16 protein-coding genes are annotated in these 22,273 nt (G+C 58.6%); 12 read left to right on the top strand and 4 right to left on the bottom strand.

The genetic code is table 11. The features are described 5' to 3' along the window. Nucleotides 1–14: 14 nt before the first annotated feature. From ABLV54_RS04745 to queF, 3 genes are all read right to left on the bottom strand, one after another. Nucleotides 15–1,304: an HAAAP family serine/threonine permease gene (locus ABLV54_RS04745; RefSeq protein WP_023290841.1), complete on the bottom strand. Its 1,290-nt coding sequence runs from the start codon at nt 1,302–1,304 to the stop codon at nt 15–17. 500 nt (nt 1,305–1,804) lie between these two features. After that, nucleotides 1,805–3,172, bottom strand: a complete 1,368-nt coding sequence (gene ppnN / locus ABLV54_RS04750; RefSeq protein WP_023290840.1) for a nucleotide 5'-monophosphate nucleosidase PpnN — start codon at nt 3,170–3,172, stop codon at nt 1,805–1,807. A gap of 111 nt (nt 3,173–3,283) precedes the next feature. Further along, on the bottom strand, nt 3,284–4,129 hold the full coding sequence (gene queF, locus ABLV54_RS04755; protein ID WP_023290839.1) for an NADPH-dependent 7-cyano-7-deazaguanine reductase QueF: 846 nt from the start codon (nt 4,127–4,129) through the stop codon (nt 3,284–3,286). Between the two features lie 68 nt (nt 4,130–4,197). Between queF and syd the strand changes: the two genes are divergently transcribed. The 8 genes from syd (at nt 4,198) to ABLV54_RS04795 (ending at nt 12,684) form a co-directional block, all read left to right on the top strand. Next, nucleotides 4,198–4,743, top strand: a complete 546-nt coding sequence (syd, locus tag ABLV54_RS04760; protein WP_023290838.1) for a SecY-interacting protein — start codon at nt 4,198–4,200, stop codon at nt 4,741–4,743. Nucleotides 4,744–5,375: 632 nt separating this feature from the next. After that, nucleotides 5,376–5,705, top strand: coding sequence for a YqcC family protein (locus tag ABLV54_RS04765; RefSeq protein WP_101881248.1), 330 nt, complete (start codon nt 5,376–5,378; stop codon nt 5,703–5,705). Further along, nucleotides 5,705–6,499, top strand: a complete 795-nt coding sequence (gene truC / locus ABLV54_RS04770) for a tRNA pseudouridine(65) synthase TruC (RefSeq protein ID WP_032453917.1) — start codon at nt 5,705–5,707, stop codon at nt 6,497–6,499. Before ABLV54_RS04765 ends, truC begins: the two co-directional genes overlap by 1 nt. A gap of 4 nt (nt 6,500–6,503) precedes the next feature. After that, entirely contained in the window at nt 6,504–6,947 is a 444-nt protein-coding gene (locus tag ABLV54_RS04775; protein ID WP_004205560.1) for a flavodoxin, read from the top strand. Between the two features lie 470 nt (nt 6,948–7,417). Then, complete coding sequence (locus ABLV54_RS04780; RefSeq protein WP_044524535.1) at nt 7,418–8,770, top strand: MFS transporter; 1,353 nt, start codon at nt 7,418–7,420, stop codon at nt 8,768–8,770. A 2-nt stretch (nt 8,771–8,772) separates the two neighbouring features. Next, complete coding sequence (locus ABLV54_RS04785; protein WP_023290834.1) at nt 8,773–10,113, top strand: enolase C-terminal domain-like protein; 1,341 nt, start codon at nt 8,773–8,775, stop codon at nt 10,111–10,113. An 18-nt stretch (nt 10,114–10,131) separates the two neighbouring features. After that, the gene (gene gudD, locus ABLV54_RS04790) at nt 10,132–11,472 is read left to right on the top strand and encodes a glucarate dehydratase (protein WP_023290833.1); all 1,341 of its coding nucleotides are present in this window, start codon (nt 10,132–10,134) and stop codon (nt 11,470–11,472) included. A gap of 72 nt (nt 11,473–11,544) precedes the next feature. After that, nucleotides 11,545–12,684: a glycerate kinase gene (locus ABLV54_RS04795; protein WP_101881247.1), complete on the top strand. Its 1,140-nt coding sequence runs from the start codon at nt 11,545–11,547 to the stop codon at nt 12,682–12,684. A gap of 229 nt (nt 12,685–12,913) precedes the next feature. Here ABLV54_RS04795 and barA read toward each other — a convergent pair whose 3' ends face one another. Continuing rightward, nucleotides 12,914–15,664: a two-component sensor histidine kinase BarA gene (gene barA, locus ABLV54_RS04800; protein WP_065882018.1), complete on the bottom strand. Its 2,751-nt coding sequence runs from the start codon at nt 15,662–15,664 to the stop codon at nt 12,914–12,916. 112 nt (nt 15,665–15,776) lie between these two features. On the opposite strand from barA, the gene rlmD reads away from it, so the two are divergent. From rlmD to pyrG, 4 genes are all read left to right on the top strand, one after another. Then, nucleotides 15,777–17,081: a 23S rRNA (uracil(1939)-C(5))-methyltransferase RlmD gene (rlmD, locus tag ABLV54_RS04805; RefSeq protein WP_065812350.1), complete on the top strand. Its 1,305-nt coding sequence runs from the start codon at nt 15,777–15,779 to the stop codon at nt 17,079–17,081. Nucleotides 17,082–17,202: 121 nt separating this feature from the next. Further along, nucleotides 17,203–19,440, top strand: a complete 2,238-nt coding sequence (gene relA / locus ABLV54_RS04810) for a GTP diphosphokinase (protein ID WP_023290829.1) — start codon at nt 17,203–17,205, stop codon at nt 19,438–19,440. Nucleotides 19,441–19,551: 111 nt separating this feature from the next. Continuing rightward, nucleotides 19,552–20,343, top strand: coding sequence for a nucleoside triphosphate pyrophosphohydrolase (gene mazG / locus ABLV54_RS04815; protein WP_032453910.1), 792 nt, complete (start codon nt 19,552–19,554; stop codon nt 20,341–20,343). Nucleotides 20,344–20,623: 280 nt separating this feature from the next. After that, nucleotides 20,624–22,261: a glutamine hydrolyzing CTP synthase gene (pyrG, locus tag ABLV54_RS04820; RefSeq protein WP_023290827.1), complete on the top strand. Its 1,638-nt coding sequence runs from the start codon at nt 20,624–20,626 to the stop codon at nt 22,259–22,261. The last annotated feature ends 12 nt before the right edge of the window (nt 22,262–22,273 follow it).

Genomic DNA, 22,273 nt, shown 5'->3' on the forward strand with positions numbered 1-22,273 from the left:
AGATGTTGACTGAATTAGCTGAACAGCGAGTAGAAGATCGCGGAGATGGCAATCAGACCCATAATCACCACGAAGACGTTGCTGACGTGGCCGCTGTATTTACGCATCGCCGGCACTTTCTGAATCGCGTACATCGGCATCAGGAACAGGATCATCGCGATAATCGGGCCGCCAAGGGTCTCGATCATGCCGAGGATGCTCGGGTTCAGCGTCGCGACAATCCAGGTGGTCACCAGCATGAACAGCGCGGTCAGCTTGTTCAGTTTGTTGATTTCGATAGATTTGCCTTTACCGCGCAGGGACTTAATCACCATGCCGTTAAAGCCTTCGCGGGCGCCCAGGTAGTGGCCGAGGAAGGATTTGGTGATGGCGATCATCGCGATGATCGGCGCCATCCAGGCAATGATTGGCGCGTTAAAGTGGTTCGCCAGGTAAGACAGAATCGAGATGTTCTGCTCTTTCGCCGCCGCCAGGTCTGCCGGAGAGAGGCTCAGGACGCAGCTGAAGACGAAGAACATCACGGTCAGCACCATCATGATATGAGCGCGAGCCAGGATGCTGGAGCATTTTTTCTCGGCGCCTTCGCCGTACTCTTCACGCTTGGCAACCGCGAAGGAGGAGATGATCGGCGAGTGGTTGAAAGAGAAGACCATGACCGGGATCGCCAGCCACAGGGTCATCAGCAGGCCGTTGCCGGTGACGGAGGCGCCGCTCAGGGAGAGGGTCTCCAGCGCCGCGCCGTTCCACTGCGGGATCAGGTACAGCGCCAGAATCATCAGGGCGATAACGAACGGAAACACCAGAATGCTCATCGCTTTCACGATCATCTGCTCGCCGAAACGCACGATGGTCATCATGCCGACGATCAGGATCAGCGACAGAATCGCACGCGGCGGCGGCGTCATGTGCAGCTGGTGCGCCATGAAGCTTTCGACGGTATTGGTGATCGCCACGCTGTAGACCAACAGGATTGGGTAGATAGCGAAGAAGTAGAGCAGGGTAATCAGCTTACCTGCGCCTACGCCGAAGTGTTCTTCAACCACTTCAGTGATGTCTTCGCCCGGGTTTTTGCCGGAGAGCACGAAGCGGGTCATACCGCGGTGGGCGAAGAAGGTCATCGGGAAGGCCAGAATCGCCATGATAATCAGGGGGATCATGCCGCCGACGCCGGCGTTGATCGGCAGGAACAAGACGCCCGCGCCGATCGCTGTACCGTACAGGCCCAGCATCCACATGGTGTCGGTTTTACGCCATCCGCTGCGGGTTTCGCCCGAAACGATGGTGCTGGTTTGAGTGGTTTCCATCTGTATCTCCTGGAGGAATCAACAAAATCTAATGAACAAATACAATTGCGTAACACGAAATTCGTTTAATTACGGTTTTTTTAGAAATTTTCTCCGTAATAATTGGGCCGGAAAGATACATTTATATGGTTTATGCATCAGTGATCGCGATCTCAAATGCAATAATCCACTTTCAATGTGCGTATTTTTAGTCCAACAGCCTGTTTCTGGTGGTCAGCCAGCGATTTGTGGCGCGCAGGCTACCATTTGCAGCATATGAGATAAAAGCTGGGGGGCGTAATAACGAGGGATTTACTGTAAAAAAGAGAAGTGGTCGACGTTTTTGCGCTTAAAACCATTTTTTGCAGTGATAATTGTCGCAGTTTTTACCAACGCAAACGATTGGCTATGTAAAAATAATTTAGCTGTTTGATGAGTAACAGAAAGATTTTTAGCGCGTTTTGGAATTCAGAGAAAGCGTGCCCGCCGGGGCAACAGGCGCTGCCCCGGCGGGACGGAAATCAGGCGATGATTTCGTAGCAGGGAATATAGGCGGTGCCGCCCGGGAGCTTCATGCGGTGCTGGGCGACGAAGCCCTGCAGCAGATCGTCCATGCGGCGCATCATCTCCGGGTCGCCGTGCAGCTTATAAGGACCGTACTGCTCGATGGCCTGGATGCCCACCTCTTTGACGTTACCCGCGACAATGCCGGAGAAGGCGCGGCGCAGGTCGGCGGCCAGCACTTCCACCGGCTGGTCCGGGGAGAGTTTGAGGTTGGCCATGTTTTCATGGGTCGGATCAAACGGCATCTGCAGGTCCGGCGAGATACGAATCGACCAGTTGAAGCTGTAGGCGTCGTCGGTCTCGCGACGGCTCTCTTTCACCAGCGGCATCGCTTTTTTCATCTGCCGCGCCACTTCCGCCGGGTCGTCGATGATGATCCGGTAGTGGCGACGGGCGGATTCGCCCAGAGTATGGGTGATAAATTCGTCCAGCACGCGGAAGTAGTCAGCGCTCTCTTTCGGTCCGGTGAGGATCAGCGGCAGCACCTGCGCTTTGTTATCCGGATGCATCAGAATACCCAGCAGGTAAAGCAGCTCTTCGGCGGTGCCGACGCCGCCCGGGAAGATGATGATCCCGTGGGCGATGCGCACGAAGGCCTCCAGACGCTTTTCGATGTCCGGCATGATGATCAGTTCATTGACCAGCGGGTTTGGCGGTTCCGCGGCGATAATGGACGGTTCGGTCATGCCGATAAAGCGGCTGTCTTTGTAGCGCTGCTGCGCGTGGCCGACGGCGGCGCCTTTCATCGGCGCTTCCATCGCGCCAGGCCCGCAGCCGGTGCAGATATTGAGTTCCCGCAGTCCCAGCTGCGTACCGACGCGGCGGGCGTAGAGGTATTCGTTTTCGTTGATCGAATGGCCGCCCCAACAGACGATCATGTTCGGCGCTTCGCCGACGTGCAGCGCGCGGGCGTTGCGCAGGATCGAGAACACCAGGTTGGTGATATGGACCGAACTTTCGAGATCGAGGTTCGGGAAGCGAACGGTATTGTGGATCTGGCCGTACACGAACAGGATATCGCGCAGCACGGCAAACAGGTTGGCCTGCAGGGAACGAATAATGCGCCCGTCAACGAAGGCCTCTTCCGGCGGGTTGATCAGTTCCAGCTTCACGCCGCGTTCGCGACGCAGCACGTTAATATCGAAATTTTCAAAACGGGACAGAAGCTCCTTGCTGTTATCGGTCAGGCTCCCCGAGTTGAGCACAGCAAGCGAGCAGTTGCGAAAGAGTTGATACAGATCGCTGCTGGCGGTGCGCTTAAGCATATCCACTTCCAGCTGCGACAGCATATCCATTGAACCAAGCGGGCTAACATGTGTAATCAAGTGAACTCCTTACAGGACGCTTATGGTCTTCCTGTGATTACAATAGCCCTGCGAGCGGCGTTTCCACAACCTTGCGCGCGTCTAAACGCACGCAAATTGTGAAAATGTTTATTATTGTCGGGCAAGGCGGCCGGTGGCAGGGGAAAAGTCGCCGTTGCTGCGCCAGGGGTTGATATCCAGACCGCCGCGTCGCGTATAGCGGGCGTAAACGGAAAGCGATTCCGGCTGGCAGAAACGGAGAATATCGTTAAAGATGCGCTCGACGCACTGCTCATGGAATTCGTTATGGTGGCGGAACGAGACCAGATAGCGCAGGAGCTGCTCGCGGTCGATTTTCGCCCCACGATACTGGATCTGCACCGAGCCCCAGTCCGGCTGGTGGGTGATCAGGCAGTTGGACTTCAGCAGATGGCTGACCAGCGTCTCTTCCACGATTTTGCCGCTGGCGGCGCCCTGCAGGTAGTCGGCGCTGAACTGATAGTTATCGATCTCGATATCCTGATCGTCGATGCAGGCGCCGTGGAGGTGAGCAATCGGCTGGCCTTCCAGTTCATCCAGCCGATACAGCGAGACCTTGACCTCGCCCTGGGCGCAGGCGCTCAGATCGCGGGTCAGCGTCTCTTCAACCTCCTGCCAGCTGGCGAAACGCGTCTGGTTAAAGCTGTTGAGATAAAGCTTAAAGCTTTTTGACTCCACCAGATTAACGCTGGTGTCGGGCAGTTCGACGTGGCCGACGGCCACCTGCGGCAGGCCTTTGCCGTTCAGCCAGGAGAGTTCGTACAGCGTCCAGATATCGGCGCCGTGAAACGGCAGGTTGTCGGCATGCAGGCCAAGCGGGTCGCGGTTAAGGCTGCGCGGAACGCCCTGCAGCAGCGAGGCGTCATAGGTATCGCGGTAATCGGTTGATTTACCGAGCGTCAGGCCGGCCAGCGCCTGATGATTATCGTAAGAAGACATGTTTCACCATAGTAAAGCGGGTACACTATGACCCCAGTGTATCCTGTCTAACATGAAGAGAGAAACCGGTGGACCATCAGACCGCAGAAGCGCTGCATGCTTTTACCCAACGTTATTGCGCCGCCTGGCAGCAGCAGCGCCACAGCCTGCCGCGCAGTGAAGAGCTTTATGGCGTCCCGTCGCCTTGCGTCGTCGACACCCAGGGCGAGGCCGTGTTCTGGCAGCCGCAGCCGTTTTCGCTGGCGCAAAATATCAGCGCGGTTGAACGCGCCCTGGATATTGTGGTACAACAGCCGCTTCATTCTTATTATACCACTCAGTTTGCCGGCGATATGACCGGCCGGTTTGCCGGCGAAACGCTAACGCTGCTGCAGACCTGGAGTGAAGAGGATTTTCAGCGGGTGCAGGAAAACCTCATCGGGCATCTGGTGGTGCAGAAGCGGCTGAAGCTGGCGCCGACGCTGTTTATCGCCACCCTCGAGAGTGAACTGGATGTCATTTCCGTCTGTAATCTCAGCGGTGAAGTCGTCAAAGAGACCCTCGGCACCGCCAAACGCATCACCCTTTCCCCCTCGCTTGCGGGTTTCCTCAACCAGCTTGAGCCGGTTCTGTAATCCAGTCTGCCTGGTCATTTGTGAGAGATCTCTTACAAAACCTGTAAGAGATCATCATCATTTAAGGCAAATTTAATCCAATCTTTTTTTGTTAACTTATTGGTATTAAATTGGATTTTTATTTTTTCGTCCTTTTGAGTGGGGACTAATCTTAAGAGATTGTCTCAAGAAGGGTTGTAAGAAGAGGCAGAATCAGTGATCCTATGTCTGTCGACAGGAAGTCGCGAAATGAAGCGAACATCAGGATGATGGCGCTTCTGCAGGACCCGCCAGGATGGCGTTGCAAGGACAGGCTTCAGGATGAAGCAAGGATAACGCAGGATCGCGTAATGGACACCTCCAGGATGGAGAATGAGAGCCGCTCAGGATGAACGGTGGATCTGGAAGATCGGGACAAACTTAAGGATAAGTCATTTCGCATCGGGGTGGTGTGAAAGCAGGATGCACGAGTTTATGGATGAACATGGTCAGGAGACCTCAGGAAAAGTTTTCAAGGACGAGCAGGGAGCACCAATGTAGCGGGAATGCTGCAAAACGAACCGGGAGCACTGTTTATACAGTGCTCCCTTTTTTTATTTCTCCTGCGGATTTGCTATCCTGCGCCCGGTTTTTAACTCATCGAGGTTTCCCCCATGACTCTTGACGATAGCGTGCGCGATCGCCTGCGCGCCATTGAAGCCCTGCTGCGCGAAACAGAGCACTGGCAGGAGACGGCGCCGGACAGCAGCGCCTTCGCCAGCGATAAGCCGTTTTGCCTGGATACCCTGGAGCCGCTGGAGTGGCTGCAGTGGGTCCTGATCCCGCGTATGCATCAGCTGCTGGAGAGCGGCCAGCCGCTGCCGCAAAATTTCGCCGTTACGCCGTATTACGAAATGGCGCTGGATCAAGCCCACCCGGTTCGCGAATCCATGCTGGCGGAGCTGCTGCTGCTGGACGCGCTGTTTGCCAGTGAGCAGGCCTGATGCTGGAGATAATCTACCAGGACGACTGGCTGGTGGCGGTCAACAAACCGTCGGGCTGGCTGGTGCATCGCAGCTGGCTCGATCGCGATGAGAAAGTGGTGGTGATGCAGACCGTGCGCGACCAGATCGGCCAGCACGTTTTTACCGCCCATCGCCTCGACCGGCCCACCTCCGGCGTCCTGCTCATGGGACTGTCAAGCGAGGCGGGGCGCCTGCTGGCGCAGCAGTTCGAGCAGCATCAGATCCAGAAGCGCTACCATGCGATCGTCCGCGGCTGGCTGATGGAAGAGGCGCTGCTCGATTATCCTCTGGTGGAAGAGCTGGATAAAATCGCCGATAAGTTCGCCCGCGAAGACAAAGGGCCGCAGCCGGCGGTGACCCATTACCGTGGTCTGGCGACGGTGGAGATGCCGGTGGCGACCGGGCGTTATCCCACCACGCGCTACGGGCTGGTGGAACTGGAGCCGAAAACCGGCCGCAAGCACCAGCTGCGCCGCCATCTGGCCCACCTGCGTCATCCGATCCTCGGCGACAGCAAGCACGGCGATCTGCGGCAAAACCGCAGCGCCGCGGAGCATTTCGGCTGTCACCGCCTGATGCTGCACGCCAGCGAACTGTCGTTAACCCATCCCTTTACCGGTGAGCCGCTGACCCTGCGCGCCGGTTTTGACGACGTCTGGATGCGTGCGCTGTCGCAGTTTGGCTGGCGCGGGCTTCTCCCGCTAAATGAAAGGGTTGAGTTTGCCGACGACTGCGGTCAGGATGAAGAGAATAAGGTCAATCCAGGGAGATAATAGCATGGCGGAAGTCGGAATTTTTGTCGGCACCATGTACGGCAACTCGCTGCTGGTCGCGGAAGAAGCGGAAGCGATCCTCAGCGGACTGGGACACAAGGCTACCGTGTATGAGGATCCGCAGGTCAACGACTGGGAATCCTACACGGGTAAGTATGTGCTGGTGGTCACCTCCACCACCGGGCAGGGCGATCTGCCGGACAGCATCGTCCCGCTGTATGAGGGCATTAAAGATATGTATCAGCCTCACCTGCGCTACGGCATTATCGCGCTGGGCGACAGCACCTACGCCAACTTTTGCGGCGGAGGCCTGAAGTTCGATCAACTGCTGCAGGAGCAGGGCGCGAAGCGCATCGGCGAAATGCTGAAGATTGACGCCAGCGAAGATCCGGAGCCGGAGAGCGTCTCTAATCCATGGGTTGAGCAGTGGGCTACCCTGCTGGAATAAAAGCGCTGCCCTCTCCCTACGCAGAGGGCGCCCTTTCAAGATGTCGCGGCCAGATACGCGGACAGCAAAAGTGTATCCCTTTCCGGGCGGCACGCCTTCAGGCAAATGCACAATATCCTTAGCAATATCATGGGTTAAGCCAGCCGGTTTCACCGGGTCAAGAGAGGTATTTCACACTCCGGCTCTTATTGCTGCGCTTTTGACCACCCACGGCGCTGGTTTTTCATTTCCGTGAACTTCCCCCCATTCTTTCAGGCATACGCCATAAACCACCTGCAATAGCGGCGTCAAAGCTGTGTAGATGCACGGTGAGCCGCGGTGTGCCTCTTCATATACTGCTCCAGCCAGTGATAAATGCAGTGCCAGATATAACGACAACTATCAAAACACGACCACGTCATTCTGATTACCCTACAGGTTGTGCTGTTCAGAATGAACGTAGCTAAACGCTATGATTCAGGAGTACAACAATGAGTTCATTAAGTCAGGCGGCGACGGCGGCTGAAAAGCGCACCAACGCCCGCTACTGGATAGTGGTGATGCTGTTTATCGTCACCTCTTTTAACTATGGCGACCGGGCGACGCTGTCGATCGCCGGTTCGGAAATGGCCAAAGATATCGGCCTGGATCCGGTGGGAATGGGGTATGTCTTCTCCGCGTTCTCATGGGCTTATGTCATCGGCCAGATCCCGGGCGGCTGGCTGCTCGACCGCTTCGGTTCGAAGCGCGTCTATTTCTGGTCGATTTTCATCTGGTCGATGTTTACCCTGCTGCAGGGCTTCGTCGACATCTTCAGCGGCTTTGGCATTATCGTCGCGCTGTTTACCCTGCGCTTCCTCGTTGGCCTGGCCGAATCGCCGTCATTCCCGGGTAACAGCCGTATCGTGGCCGCCTGGTTCCCGGCGCAGGAGCGCGGCACGGCGGTGGCGATCTTTAACTCCGCCCAGTACTTTGCCACCGTTATCTTCGCGCCGATCATGGGCTGGCTGACGCATGAGGTGGGCTGGTCGCACGTCTTCTTCTTTATGGGCGGCCTGGGGATTGTGATTAGCTTTGTCTGGCTGAAAGTGATCCACGATCCGAACAACCATCCGGGGGTAAACAAGAAGGAACTGGAATATATCGCCGAAGGCGGCGCCCTGATCAACATGGATCAAAAGAGCAGCGCGCAGAAGGTGCCGTTCAGCGTCAAAATGGGCCAGATCAAGCAGCTGATCGGATCGCGGATGATGATCGGCATCTATATCGGTCAGTACTGCATTAACGCCCTGACCTACTTCTTTATCACCTGGTTCCCGGTTTACCTGGTGCAGGCGCGCGGCATGTCGATCCTTAAAGCAGGGTTTGTCGCCTCCATTCCGGCGGTGTGCGGCTTCGTCGGCGGGGTGCTGGGCGGAGTGATCTCTGACTGGTTAATGCGCCGCACCGGCTCGCTGAACATTGCCCGCAAAACGCCGATTGTGCTGGGGATGCTGCTCTCCATGACCATGCTGATGTGTAACTATGTCAACGTGGAGTGGATGGTGATTGGCTTTATGGCGATGGCCTTCTTCGGCAAAGGGATCGGCGCGCTTGGCTGGGCGGTGATGGCGGATACCGCGCCGAAAGAGATTAGCGGTCTTTCCGGCGGTCTGTTCAACATGTTTGGCAATATCTCCGGTATCGTCACCCCGATCGCTATCGGCTATATCGTCGGCACCACCGGCTCGTTCAACGGGGCGCTGGTTTACGTAGGTATCCATGCCCTGGTGGCGGTGCTGAGCTATCTGGTGCTGGTGGGCGACATCAAACGCATCGAACTGAAACCTGTGGTGGGGCGTTAATCATGACTACTCAATCCAGCCCGATTATTACAGAGATGAAGGTCATTCCGGTGGCCGGACACGACAGCATGCTGCTGAACATCGGCGGGGCGCATAACGCCTGGTTTACCCGCAATATCGTGGTATTGACCGATAACGCCGGCAACACCGGCGTGGGAGAAGCCCCTGGCGGAGAGGTCATCTACCAGACGCTGCTGGCGGCGATCCCGCAGGTGGTGGGTCAGGAGGTCGCCCGTCTCAATCGCGTGGTGCAGCAGGTGCACAAAGGCAATCAGGCGGCGGATTTCGACACCTTTGGCAAAGGGGCATGGACCTTCGAACTGAAAGTCAACGCGGTAGCGGCGCTGGAGGCCGCGCTGCTCGACCTGCTCGGCAAGGTGCTCAATGTGCCGGTCTGCGAGCTGCTGGGCCCGGGTAAGCAGCGTGATGCCGTCACCGTGCTGGGCTACCTGTTCTATATCGGCGATCGGCAGAAAACCGACCTGGGTTATCTGGACCATACGCCGGGCGATCACGAATGGTATCGCCTGCGCCACCAGCAGGCGCTGAGCAGCGAAGCGGTGGTGCGCCTGGCGGAAGCCGCTCAGGATCGCTACGGTTTCAAAGACTTTAAGCTGAAGGGCGGCGTGCTGCCCGGCGAGCAGGAAATTGACACCGCCCGGGCGCTGAAAAAGCGCTTTCCGGACGCGCGCATCACCGTCGATCCTAACGGCGCCTGGCTGCTGGATGAGGCGATCGCCCTGTGCAAAGGGCTGCAGGATGTTCTGACCTACGCCGAAGATCCGTGCGGCGCCGAGCAGGGCTTCTCCGGCCGGGAGGTGATGGCCGAGTTCCGCCGCGCCACCGGGCTGCCGGTCGCCACCAATATGATCGCCACCAACTGGCGCGAGATGGGTCATGCGGTGATGCTCAACGCCGTCGATATTCCGCTGGCGGACCCGCACTTCTGGACGCTCTCCGGCGCGGTACGAGTGGCGCAGCTGTGCGACGACTGGGGGCTTACCTGGGGCTGCCATTCCAACAACCATTTTGATATTTCCCTGGCGATGTTTACCCACGTCGGCGCCGCCGCGCCGGGTCATCCCACCGCCATCGACACCCACTGGATCTGGCAGGAAGGCGACGCGCGCCTGACCAAAAATCCGCTGCAGATTATTAACGGCAAGATTGCCGTGCCAGACGCGCCGGGACTCGGCGTGGAACTTGACTGGGAGCAGGTGCGCAGAGCCCATGAGGCCTATAAAGCGCTGCCGGGCGGCGCGCGCAACGACGCGGGCCCGATGCAGTACCTGATCCCCGGCTGGACATTCGACCGCAAACGTCCTGTTTTCGGCCGCCACTAATTACAAAAGGATGATGCTATGACGACTTTCTCTTCCACGCCCGTTGTCACCACCATGCAGGTGATCCCGGTTGCCGGCCATGACAGTATGCTGATGAATCTGAGCGGGGCCCACGCCCCGTACTTCACCCGCAATATCGTGATTATTAAAGATAACGCCGGCCATACCGGCGTCGGTGAAATTCCGGGAGGCGAAAAAATTCGCCAGACTCTGGAGGATGCCATTCCGCTGGTGGTGGGCAAAACGCTGGGCGAGTATAAAAACGTGCTCGGCGCGGTGCGTAATCAGTTCGCCGACCGTGACGCCGGCGGCCGCGGCCTGCAGACCTTTGACCTGCGCACCACCATCCACGTGGTGACCGGGATCGAAGCGGCGCTGCTGGACCTGCTGGGCCAGCACCTTGGGGTCAACGTCGCCTCGCTGCTCGGCGATGGGCAACAGCGCAGCGAAGTTGAAATGCTGGGCTATCTGTTCTTTATCGGTGACCGCCACGCCACGCCGCTGGCCTATCAGAGCCAGCCGGATGAACAGTGCGAGTGGTATCGCCTGCGCCATGAAGAGGCAATGACGCCGGATGCGGTGGTCCGCCTCGCGGAAGCGGCCTATGAAAAATATGGTTTCAACGACTTTAAGCTGAAGGGCGGCGTACTGGCCGGTTTTGAAGAAGCCGAAGCGATCAGCGCCCTGGCGAAGCGCTTCCCGAATGCCCGCGTGACCCTCGATCCGAACGGCGCCTGGCTGCTTGAAGAAGCCATTCAGATTGGCAAGCAGCTGAAGGGCGTGCTGGCCTATGCTGAGGATCCGTGCGGCGCTGAGCAGGGCTTCTCCGGCCGTGAAGTGATGGCGGAGTTCCGTCGCGCGACGGGCCTGCCGACCGCCACCAATATGATCGCCACCGACTGGCGGCAGATGGGCCATACGCTCTCCCTGCAGTCGGTGGATATCCCGCTGGCGGACCCGCACTTCTGGACCATGCAGGGGTCGGTTCGCGTGGCGCAGATGTGTCATGAGTTCGGCCTGACCTGGGGTTCGCACTCCAATAACCACTTCGACGTGTCGCTGGCGATGTTCACTCACGTCGCGGCTGCGGCGCCGGGCAAGATCACCGCTATCGATACCCACTGGATCTGGCAGGAGGGCAACCAGCGTCTGACCAAACAACCGTTTGAAATTAAAGGCGGAATGGTGCAGGTGCCGAGCACGCCGGGTCTGGGGGTTGAGCTGGATATGGACCGCGTCATGCAGGCAAATGAGCTATATAAGAAACATGGCCTTGGCGCCCGCGACGATGCGATGGCGATGCAGTACCTGATCCCGGGCTGGACCTTTGACAACAAGCGTCCATGCATGGTGCGCTAAAAGGCCGCCGGCCTCTGCGGGGGCCGGCATTGCGCGATAGCGACAGGGGTTAGCTCAAAGTAAGGACTGCAGATGAAAATAGTGATCGCACCGGATTCCTGGAAGGAGAGCCTGACCGCGCTGGAAGTAGCCAGTGCGATAGAGCAAGGCTTTCGCGAGATTTATCCTGACGCGGAATATGTCAGGCTGCCGGTTGCCGACGGTGGGGAAGGGACGGTGGTAGCCATGGTGGCGGCGACCGGCGGGCATCAGGTGCCGCTGACGGTGACCGGGCCGCTGGGGGAGCCGGTAGAGGCATTTTATGGGCTGTCCGGCGATCGCCAGTGTGCCTTTATCGAAATGGCGGCGGCCAGCGGGCTGGAAAGCGTTCCCCCGGCGCAGCGTAACCCGCTGCTGACCACCTCCTGGGGCACCGGGGAGCTGATTCGCCATGCGCTGGACGCTGGCGTGCGGCAGATCATTATTGGCATTGGCGGCAGCGCGACCAATGACGGCGGCGCCGGCATGGCGCAGGCGCTGGGGGCGAAATTGCTGACCGCCGACGGTCAGCAAATCGCGCCAGGGGGCGGTGCGCTGGAGACGCTGGCGCGCATCGATCTTGGCGAGCTTGATCCACGGCTGGCAGATTGTCGGATTGACGTGGCCTGCGATGTCACCAACCCGTTGACCGGCCCGCAGGGCGCCAGCGCGGTATTCGGCCCGCAAAAAGGAGCGACGGCGCAGATGATCGACCGGCTTGACAGCGGCCTGCGGCACTATGCCCGGATCATCGCCCGTGATTTAGATTGCGACGTGCTGAGCCTGGAAGGCGGCGGCGCGGCGGGCGGGATGGGCGCGGCGCTGTATGCGTTTTGTGGCGCGCAACTGCGCCCGGGCATTGAGATTGTCACCGATGCGCTGCAGCTGGCGGAGCGGGTGGCGGATGCTGATTTAGTGATCACCGGCGAAGGACGTATCGACAGTCAGACTATCCACGGCAAGGTGCCGGTGGGAGTGGCCCGGGTGGCGAAGCGATTTAACGTACCGGTGATCGGGATTGCCGGCAGCCTTACCGCCGATGTCGGCGTCGTGCATCAGCACGGGCTGGATGCGGTATTCAGCGTGTTGTACACCATCTGCACGCTGGATGAAGCGCTGGCCAATGCCGCCGCCAACCTGCGGATGACGGCGCGAAACGTCGCCGCGGTTTTGCAGATGGGCGGTAAGCTGTAATCGAGGTATCCCGGCTGGCGCGGCCTCCCGGGAATGTCTAAGCGATGTTGAAGTCGCCAGCACCGGCAGTTTCCGCAGCGCAAGCGGGTAAATTAACGGCAGGCTGCACGGACCGTAGGCCGGGCAAGGCGTCGCCGCCGCCCGGCATAAAAGCGGTTCCGTGTCCGCTCTTCTTGCCCGGCGGCGCGATGCCTGGCGAGCCGGGTGCAGGCCGGGAAGCCCTCTGGTTTTAGCCCCCCATCCGGCAGGCTTCGCGCGCCACGTTATCCATCTCATCCAACAGCTCAAGCAGCTCCGGCTCCAGATCCTCGGCGGCGGTGCCTGCGCGCAGCTGGCTCTCCAGAGTGTGGCAGAGCTTTTTCAGCCGCGGCACGCCGCTGTAGCTGCAGCTGCCGTGCAGTTTGTGGATCAGATCCACCAGCCCTTCCGGCTGCTCGCCGACCAGTTGCTCTTCCACTTTGTTACGCACCTCCGGCATAAAAGCGATCAGCATCTGCAGCATCTCCCTCGCCAGGTCCGGCTTCATCGCCGCCTGACGCAGCGCCAGCTGCCAGTCGAGCGTCTGGTTATGGTCGATGACCGGCTCTGCGGGCGGTATCGCCGCCGGGGCGATGCTGTGTACTCCAGGCTGATAGCGCAGCAGCAGGGCGTGCAGTTTCTCTTCTTCGATCGGCTTCGCCAGATAGTCGTTCATGCCGGCGCTCAGTAGCTTCTCGCGCTGGCCCTCCAGGGCGTGCGCGGTGACGGCGATAACCGGCGTTTGCTGGTGATGCGGCAAATGATGGATAAGCTCACAGGCGCGGATGCCGTCCATATCCGGCATCTGAATATCCATCAGGATCAGATCCATCTGCAGTTGCTTGGCCTTGTCCACCGCCTGCTGGCCGCTGTCGCAGAGGATCACCTGCTGCACAAGGTCATCCAGCAGGGCGCCAATGAGCTTCAGGTTTGCCGGGTTGTCGTCGACGGCCATCACGGTCATCGGCAGCTTATGGCTGTCGGCCTGGGTCAACGGCGCGGAGGCCGTCGCATGATGGGTGGCCACCAGCGCTGGCAGCAGACGGGTGGTGGTGAGCGGTTTCAACAGGCAGGCGGCGATGCCATCGCGCTTCAGGGCTTCGGCGCTGACCTGGGCATGACATGGCAGAGCCAGCAGTACGTTGTCTGACATCGCGCAGGCTTTGGCTAATTTTTCCCGGTGCGGCGACAAATCGCGCATTGAGACCGGAATACCGACCAGCAGAATGTCGTACTGGGCTTCCGCCAGCGAAGAGAAGGTGGGGCTGTAAATCACCTCCAGCGGCGTGGCGGCCAGCATCTCCAGCGTGCACTGCGCCGCCGTCGCGTTGGCTTCCACATAGGCCAGACGCTTGCCCGCCAGCCCGTCGGTATTCAGCGTATCCGGGATGGCGTTCGGGTTGAGATCGAGGCTGATATGGAACCAGAAGGTGGAGCCGCGGTTTGGCTGACTGTGGAACGAGATATCGCCGCCCATCTCCTTAACCAGACGCTGGGTGATCACCAGCCCGAGCCCGGTGCCGCCGTGGCGGCGTGAAATACTGGCATCGGCCTGACGGAAGGCCTGGAACAGCCGGGACTGGTCGCGCTCGGGGATGCCGATGCCGGTATCGTGGATCTGAATTTCGATCTGCACCCGCGAATTACTGATGGCCCGCTGCTCCACCAGCACATCGATATTACCGTGCTCGGTAAATTTGATGGCGTTGCCTACGAGGTTGGTCACAATCTGCTGCAGACGCAGCGGGTCGCCGATGACGTTATCCGGCACGTTGTTCTTAATGTTCAGCGTCAGCTCCAGCCCTTTATCGTGCGCGGAATGCGCCAGCAGGGTGACCACCTCATCAAGCGAGGTGCGCAGCAGGAACGGAATGCTCTCCAGGATCAGCTTCCCGGCTTCCAGCTTGGAAAAGTCGAGCACGTCGTTGATGATCGCCAACAGATTATTGGCCGAGCGTTCGATGGTGGTCAGGTGGTCGCGCTGCGTGGCGTTGAGATCGGTTTTCAACGTCAGACGGGTAAAGCCGATCACCCCATTGAGCGGGGTGCGCAGTTCGTGGGACATATTGGCCAGGAATTCAGACTTAATGCGCGCCGCCTCCTGGGCGCGCTTTTTCGCCAGGTCCAGCTCGACGTTCTGAATCTCCATCTGCTCAAGGGTTTCCCGCAGATCGGAGGTCGCCTGGTCGACGTTGTGCTGCATCTCCTCATGGTACGCCGCCAGCGACATGGCCATCGAGTTGATGCCGTTTTTCAGCATATCCAGTTCGCCGAGCATAAAGCCCTCGACGCGGCTGTCCAGCTGTCCGCGGCGGATGCGGTCGACGGTGTTGACCATATTGCGGATAGGGCCGGTGACGTCGCGCATCAGGCGCCAGCCGAAGATCAGCGCGATACCGATGCAGAACAGCATCATCACGCTGGAGATAAAAATCTCTTTGTACTGCTGGAGGCGCACCGATTTGAGATCCAGCTCCAGCGCGACGTAGCCCAGCATATTGCCCGGCATTTTGGCATCGGATTCGGGGGATTCATCCGGGGAATAACTTTCCGAGACGATCGGCGTGCGCAGGATCATCATGTCGCCGTCGCGGATGACGCTCAGACGACGGGGAAACGCTTCGCCTTTCGGGATCTGCAGGTCGCTGGGGTTGAGCTGGTAATTGGAGGTGACAAACAAGCGGTTATGCGAATCGTACACCGAGATGGCCCGCACGATCTCCGAGTGGCGACGATGCAGAACGCTGATCAACTGGCCGATAGATTCGCGGTTTTGCAGATTCATGCCATATTCGCTGGAGACCGCCAGCGGCTCAATAATGCTGGTGCCGGCGTCCTCCAGCTGACGTTGCAGGTCGTTATAACGGTGAGCGACAAAGAAAACACTGAGCAACAGCCCTATCAGGACGGTTGGCGCCAGAATCAGAATCATCATGCGAGCACGCAGGCTGTAGTTGGTCATGCGGTTCCATTATGGGAGAATATAGACATCATCGTTCGGTGCGCGTCGGTGCGCCTCGCGGCGCTGCCGCTCTGAACGAGCTCGTTTTATTTGATTGAGACAACTCTCTACGATGGCGCAATTCTACTCTGCAAAACGGCGTGTGACGACGCGCCAGATCATAACCGTTACAGTCAACGACCTCGATCCCTTTGGCCAGGGCGTGGCCCGCCACCAGGGGAAAGCGCTGTTCGTCGGCGGCGTGCTGCCGCAGGAGCAGGCAGAGGTGGTGCTGGTGGAAGACAAAAAGCAGTACGCCCGCGCCCAGGTGAAACGCCGTCTGACCGACAGCCCGCAGCGCCAGGCGCCGCGCTGCCCTCATTTTGGCGTTTGCGGCGGCTGCCAACAGCAGCATGCCAGCATCACGCTTCAGCAGCAAAGTAAACGCGCCGCGCTGGCGCGCCTGATGAAGCGCGAGGTGGATGAGATCATCGCCGGCGAGCCGTGGGGCTATCGCCGGCGCGCGCGCTTAAGCTTGAATTATCAGCCAAAGACCCAACAATTGCAGATGGGTTTTCGTCAGGCCAGTGATAAAGCGATCGTCGATGTGGTGCGGTGCCCTGTTTTGGTGCCCCAACTTGAGGCGCTGCTGCCCGCCGTGCGCGAGTGCTTAAGCGCGCTGAGCGCATTACGCCATCTTGGTCACGTCGAGCTGGTGCTGGCGGACAACGGCCCACTGATGGTGCTGCGCCATACCGCTGCGCTGCCGGCGGCTGACAGGGAAAAACTGGAACGTTTTTCGCAAACTCACGGTCTTTCCCTGTACCTCGCGCCGCAAAGCGAGATACTGGAACATATTCACGGCGAAGCGCCATGGTATACCTCAGACGGACTACGCTTAGTGTTCAGTCCGCGGGATTTTATCCAGGTCAACGACGGCGTGAATCAGCAGATGGTGCGTACCGCGCTGGCGTGGCTGGATCTGCAGCCTGAGGACCGGGTGCTGGATCTGTTCTGCGGGATGGGCAATTTTACCCTGCCGCTGGCGACTCGCGCCGCCCACGTGGTTGGGGTGGAAGGGGTGCCGGCGCTGGTGGCGAAGGGGCGGGAAAACGCCGCCCTCAATGGTTTATCAAATGTCACCTTCTTCCATGAAAATCTGGAAGAGGATGTCACCCGCCAGGCCTGGGCGAAGCATGGCTTTGATAAAGTGCTGCTGGACCCGGCCCGCGCCGGCGCGCCGGGCGTGATGCCGCATATTATAAAACTGGCGCCGCGGCGGGTGGTGTATGTTTCCTGCAACCCGGCGACGCTGGCGCGAGACAGCGAAACCCTGTTGCAGGCTGGATATCAGATTCAACGCCTGGCAATGCTGGATATGTTCCCGCATACCGGTCATCTGGAATCAATGGTGTTGTTTGAGCGCAGGCTTACATAAGGTCATTCACAACGTCGCAGAAGAGCCGCCCCGGCCATCAATGCTGACGCGACCTGCAGGATGACATGTAGAAAGTTGAGGCTTGCCGACTTCGGCAGGCCGGTCCCTTAAGGAGAGGACAATGGTTGCGGTAAGAAGTGCACATCTTAATAAAGCTGGTGAATTTGACCCGAAGAAATGGATCGCGAGTCTGGGGATTTCCAGCCAGCAGTCGTGTGAGCGCTTAGCCGAAACCTGGGATTATTGTCGCGAAAAAACGCAAGGACACCCGCTGGCGGACCTGCTGCTGTGGCGGGGCGTCGAAATGGTGGAGATCCTCTCCACCCTGAGTATGGATATCGATACCCTGCGCGCGGCGCTGTTGTTCCCGCTGGCCGACGGCGAAGTCGTCAGCGAAGAGGTCATGCAGGAAAGCGTGGGTAAATCGGTCGTGACCCTGATTCATGGGGTACGGGACATGGCCGCCATCCGTCAGCTGAAAGCCACTCATACCGACTCGGTATCTTCCGAGCAGGTGGATAACATTCGCCGCATGCTGCTGGCGATGGTTGACGATTTCCGCTGCGTGGTTATCAAGCTTGCCGAACGTATCGCGCATCTGCGCGAGGTCAAGGACGCGCCGGAAGATGAGCGGGTGCTGGCGGCGAAAGAGTGCACCAATATCTATGCTCCCCTGGCTAACCGCTTAGGTATCGGCCAGCTGAAGTGGGAGCTGGAAGATTACTGCTTCCGCTACCTGCACCCGGCAGAGTACAAGCGCATTGCCAAACTGCTCCACGAACGCCGTATCGACCGCGAGCATTATATCGACGAGTTCGTCGGCCACCTGCGGGCAGAAATGAAAGCCGAAGGGGTCAAGGCCGAGGTCTATGGTCGGCCGAAGCATATCTACAGCATCTGGCGCAAAATGCAGAAAAAACACCTCGCCTTTGACGAGCTGTTTGACGTACGCGCGGTGCGCATCGTGGCCGAGCGGTTGCAGGATTGTTATGCCGCGCTGGGGATCGTTCATACCCACTACCGTCACCTGCCGGATGAGTTCGATGACTATGTGGCCAACCCGAAACCCAACGGCTACCAGTCTATCCATACCGTGGTGCTGGGGCCGAGCGGCAAGACCGTGGAGATTCAAATCCGCACCCGGCAGATGCATGAAGACGCCGAGCTGGGCGTGGCCGCGCACTGGAAGTACAAAGAGGGCGCGGGAGCGGGGACCAGCGGCGGCCGCGGCTATGAGGACCGTATCGCCTGGCTGCGCAAGCTGATTGCCTGGCAGGAAGAGATGGCCGACTCCGGCGAAATGCTCGACGAAGTGCGCAGCCAGGTCTTTGACGACCGGGTGTATGTCTTTACGCCGAAAGGCGACGTGGTGGACCTGCCGGCGGGGTCGACGCCGCTCGATTTTGCCTACCATATCCACAGCGACGTCGGTCATCGCTGCATCGGCGCCAAAATTGGCGGCCGCATCGTGCCGTTTACCTATCAGCTTCAGATGGGCGATCAGATCGAAATCATTACCCAGAAGCAGCCGAACCCGAGCCGCGACTGGCTCAACCCTAACCTCGGCTATGTCACCACCAGCCGCGGACGCTCCAAAATTCACGCCTGGTTCCGTAAGCAGGACCGCGACAAGAACATTCTTGCCGGCCGACAGATCCTTGACGACGAGCTGGAGCATCTGGGCATCAGCCTGAAGGATGCGGAAAAGCACCTGCTGCCGCGCTACAACTTCAACGAGCTCGATGAACTGCTGGCGGCCATCGGCGGCGGCGATATCCGTCTCAACCAGATGGTCAACTTCCTGCAGGCGCAGTTCAATAAACCGAGCGCCGCCGAGCAGGATGCGGCAGCGCTGAAGCAGTTGCAGCAGAAAACCTATGCTCCGCAGAACCGCACCAAGGACAATGGCCGGGTGGTGGTGGAAGGGGTTGGCAATCTGATGCACCATATTGCCCGCTGCTGCCAGCCGATCCCGGGCGATGAGATCGTCGGCTTTATCACCCAGGGGCGCGGGATTTCCGTGCATCGCGCCGACTGCGATCAGCTCGCTGAACTGCAGTCGCATGCCCCGGAGCGCATCGTCGATGCGGTATGGGGCGAAAGCTACTCGGCCGGATATTCGCTGGTGGTCAGGGTGGAGGCGAACGATCGCAGCGGGTTACTGCGCGATATCACCACCATCCTCGCCAATGAGAAGGTGAACGTGCTGGGCGTTGCCAGCCGCAGCGATACCCGTCAGCAGCTGGCCACCATCGATATGACCATCGAGATTTACAACCTGCAGGTGCTGGGCCGGGTGCTCGGTAAGCTGAACCAGGTGCCTGATGTCATTGACGCGCGCCGTCTGCACGGCGGTTAATTCGTCTCCAGGCCGGATAAGGCGAAGCCGCCATCCGGCAATTTCGCCACGTCGGATAAGGTCGAAACGCCTTATCCGGCCGCCTATTTTTTAAATTTCCAGGATTGTCACATGACCCAAATCGACCGCTTGCTCGGCATCATGCGCCGCCTGCGCGACCCGGAAAACGGCTGCCCGTGGGATAAAGAGCAGACCTTTGCCACCATCGCCCCCTATACCCTCGAAGAAACCTATGAAGTGCTGGACGCCATTTCGCGAGAGGATTTTGACGACCTGCGCGGTGAGCTGGGCGATCTGCTGTTCCAGGTGGTGTTCTATGCGCAGATGGCGCAGGAAGAGGGACGTTTTAACTTTGACGATATCTGCGCCGCCATCAGCGACAAGCTGGAGCGCCGCCATCCCCACATCTTCGCTGATGCCACCGCGGGAAACAGCAGCGAAGTCCTGGCCCGCTGGGAGCAGATCAAAAGCGCGGAGCGGGCGGAAAAAGCCCAGCACTCAGCGCTGGACGACATTCCGCATAGCCTGCCGGCGCTGATGCGGGCGCATAAAATCCAGCGTCGCTGCTCGGCGGTCGGTTTTGACTGGACCTCGCTGGGCCCGGTGCTCGACAAGGTGCATGAAGAAATTGATGAAGTGATGCATGAAGCGCAGCAGGCGGTGGTGGATGAAGCGAAACTGGAAGAGGAAGTGGGCGATCTGCTGTTCGCCACGGTGAATTTATCCCGCCATTTAGGGGTCAAAGCCGAGGTGGCGCTGCAGAAGGCGAACCTCAAATTCGAGCGCCGCTTCCGCGAAGTCGAGCGCATTGTCGCGGCCCGCGGCCTGGAAATGACCGGCGTCGACCTCGATACCATGGAAGAAGTATGGCAACAGGTAAAACGCCAGGAAACTGATCTCTAACGAGTTTTCGTGATCAAGCGCGATTTGTGTGATTTTATAAATAACAAGCGCTTGATTTACGTCAAAAACATTTCGCCAAAAGCGTCTATTTTCTCTTTCCGTTATGTCGTTGAAACACCATGTAGCCTGCCTCTTCGAGTTGTTCGGGTCGCAACACAGGTGCAACTTGAAGAACGAAGGGGAGGGGAAGAATGAAAGTTTGTGGCGTCACGCATGTTCGGGTATACTACTTTCCCGTCCTGGTTATTCCATCGTTTTACCCTAACTTCTCAGGTTCAGCATGACAACGAACTATATTTTTGTGACCGGCGGGGTCGTATCCTCTCTGGGTAAAGGCATTGCCGCAGCCTCCCTGGCAGCCATTCTTGAAGCCCGTGGTCTCAACGTGACCATCATGAAACTGGATCCGTATATCAACGTCGATCCGGGCACCATGAGCCCAATCCAGCATGGGGAAGTGTTCGTTACTGAAGACGGCGCAGAAACCGATCTGGACCTGGGCCACTACGAGCGTTTCATCCGTACCAAGATGACTCGCCGCAACAACTTCACCACCGGCCGTATCTACTCTGACGTGCTGCGCAAAGAGCGCCGTGGCGACTACCTGGGCGCGACCGTTCAGGTTATCCCGCACATCACCAACGCTATCAAAGAGCGTGTGCTGGCGGGCGGCGAAGGCCATGACGTGGTGCTGGTGGAGATCGGCGGTACCGTAGGCGATATCGAATCCCTGCCGTTCCTCGAAGCCATTCGTCAGATGGCGGTAGAGATTGGCCGCGAGCATACCCTGTTTATGCACCTGACTCTGGTGCCGTACATGGCCGCCGCGGGCGAAGTCAAAACCAAACCGACTCAGCACTCCGTGAAAGAGCTGCTCTCTATCGGTATTCAGCCTGACATCCTGATCTGCCGCTCCGATCGCGCTGTTCCGGCCAACGAACGGGCGAAAATTGCTTTGTTCTGTAACGTTCCGGAAAAGGCTGTTATTTCTCTGAAAGACGTCGATTCCATTTATAAAATTCCAGGCCTGTTGAAATCTCAGGGGCTGGACGATTATATTTGTAAACGATTCAGCTTAACTTGTCCGGAAGCAAACCTGGCCGAATGGGAACAGGTAATCTATGAAGAAGCCAATCCGGCAGGCGAAGTCACCATCGGTATGGTCGGTAAGTACATTGAGCTGCCGGACGCCTACAAGTCGGTGATTGAAGCGCTGAAACACGGTGGTCTGAAAAACCGCGTTACCGTCAACATCAAGCTGATCGATTCGCAGGATGTGGAAACGCGCGGCGTCGAAATCCTCAAGGATTTAGATGCTATCCTTATCCCGGGCGGCTTCGGCTACCGCGGTGTGGAAGGTAAGATCGCCACCGCGCGCTATGCGCGTGAGAACAATATTCCTTATCTGGGCATTTGCCTGGGTATGCAGGTTGCGCTGATTGAGTTCGCGCGCAACGTAGCGGGTATGGAAAACGCCAACTCGACGGAATTTGTGCCAGACTGTAAATACCCGGTTGTGGCCCTGATTACCGAATGGCGTGACGAAGATGGCAACGTCGAAGTCCGCTCCGAGAAGAGCGATCTGGGCGGCACCATGCGCCTGGGCGCGCAGCAGTGCCAGCTGGATGATGATTCTCTGGTACGCCAGCTGTACGGCGAGCCGACCATCACCGAGCGCCATCGTCACCGCTACGAAGTCAACAACATGTTGTTGAAACCGATTGAAGCTGCCGGTCTGCGCGTTGCGGGCCGTTCCGGGGATGATCAGTTGGTCGAGATCATCGAAGTGCCGAACCATCCGTGGTTTGTGGCCTGCCAGTTCCACCCGGAGTTTACTTCGACGCCGCGTGATGGACACCCGCTGTTTGCCGGCTTTGTGAAAGCCGCCAGCGAGTACCAGAAACGCCAGGCGAAGTAAAAAGAGTTAGAA

Source organism: Klebsiella sp. JB_Kp042, assembly GCF_040065275.1.
Taxonomy (GTDB): domain Bacteria; phylum Pseudomonadota; class Gammaproteobacteria; order Enterobacterales; family Enterobacteriaceae; genus Klebsiella; species Klebsiella quasipneumoniae.

Excerpts from the sequence above, each read along its gene's own strand:
- ABLV54_RS04745 (WP_023290841.1), bottom strand. The coding sequence starts at position 1,304 with ATGGAAACCACTCAAACCAGCACCATCGTTTCGGGCGAAACCCGCAGC.
- queF (WP_023290839.1), bottom strand. The coding sequence starts at position 4,129 with ATGTCTTCTTACGATAATCATCAGGCGCTGGCCGGCCTGACGCTCGGT.
- ABLV54_RS04765 (WP_101881248.1), top strand. The coding sequence starts at position 5,376 with ATGACTCTTGACGATAGCGTGCGCGATCGCCTGCGCGCCATTGAAGCC.
- truC (WP_032453917.1), top strand. The coding sequence starts at position 5,705 with ATGCTGGAGATAATCTACCAGGACGACTGGCTGGTGGCGGTCAACAAA.
- ABLV54_RS04775 (WP_004205560.1), top strand. The coding sequence starts at position 6,504 with ATGGCGGAAGTCGGAATTTTTGTCGGCACCATGTACGGCAACTCGCTG.
- ABLV54_RS04780 (WP_044524535.1), top strand. The coding sequence starts at position 7,418 with ATGAGTTCATTAAGTCAGGCGGCGACGGCGGCTGAAAAGCGCACCAAC.
- ABLV54_RS04785 (WP_023290834.1), top strand. The coding sequence starts at position 8,773 with ATGACTACTCAATCCAGCCCGATTATTACAGAGATGAAGGTCATTCCG.
- gudD (WP_023290833.1), top strand. The coding sequence starts at position 10,132 with ATGACGACTTTCTCTTCCACGCCCGTTGTCACCACCATGCAGGTGATC.
- ABLV54_RS04795 (WP_101881247.1), top strand. The coding sequence starts at position 11,545 with ATGAAAATAGTGATCGCACCGGATTCCTGGAAGGAGAGCCTGACCGCG.
- barA (WP_065882018.1), bottom strand. The coding sequence starts at position 15,664 with ATGACCAACTACAGCCTGCGTGCTCGCATGATGATTCTGATTCTGGCG.
- rlmD (WP_065812350.1), top strand. The coding sequence starts at position 15,777 with ATGGCGCAATTCTACTCTGCAAAACGGCGTGTGACGACGCGCCAGATC.
- relA (WP_023290829.1), top strand. The coding sequence starts at position 17,203 with ATGGTTGCGGTAAGAAGTGCACATCTTAATAAAGCTGGTGAATTTGAC.
- mazG (WP_032453910.1), top strand. The coding sequence starts at position 19,552 with ATGACCCAAATCGACCGCTTGCTCGGCATCATGCGCCGCCTGCGCGAC.
- pyrG (WP_023290827.1), top strand. The coding sequence starts at position 20,624 with ATGACAACGAACTATATTTTTGTGACCGGCGGGGTCGTATCCTCTCTG.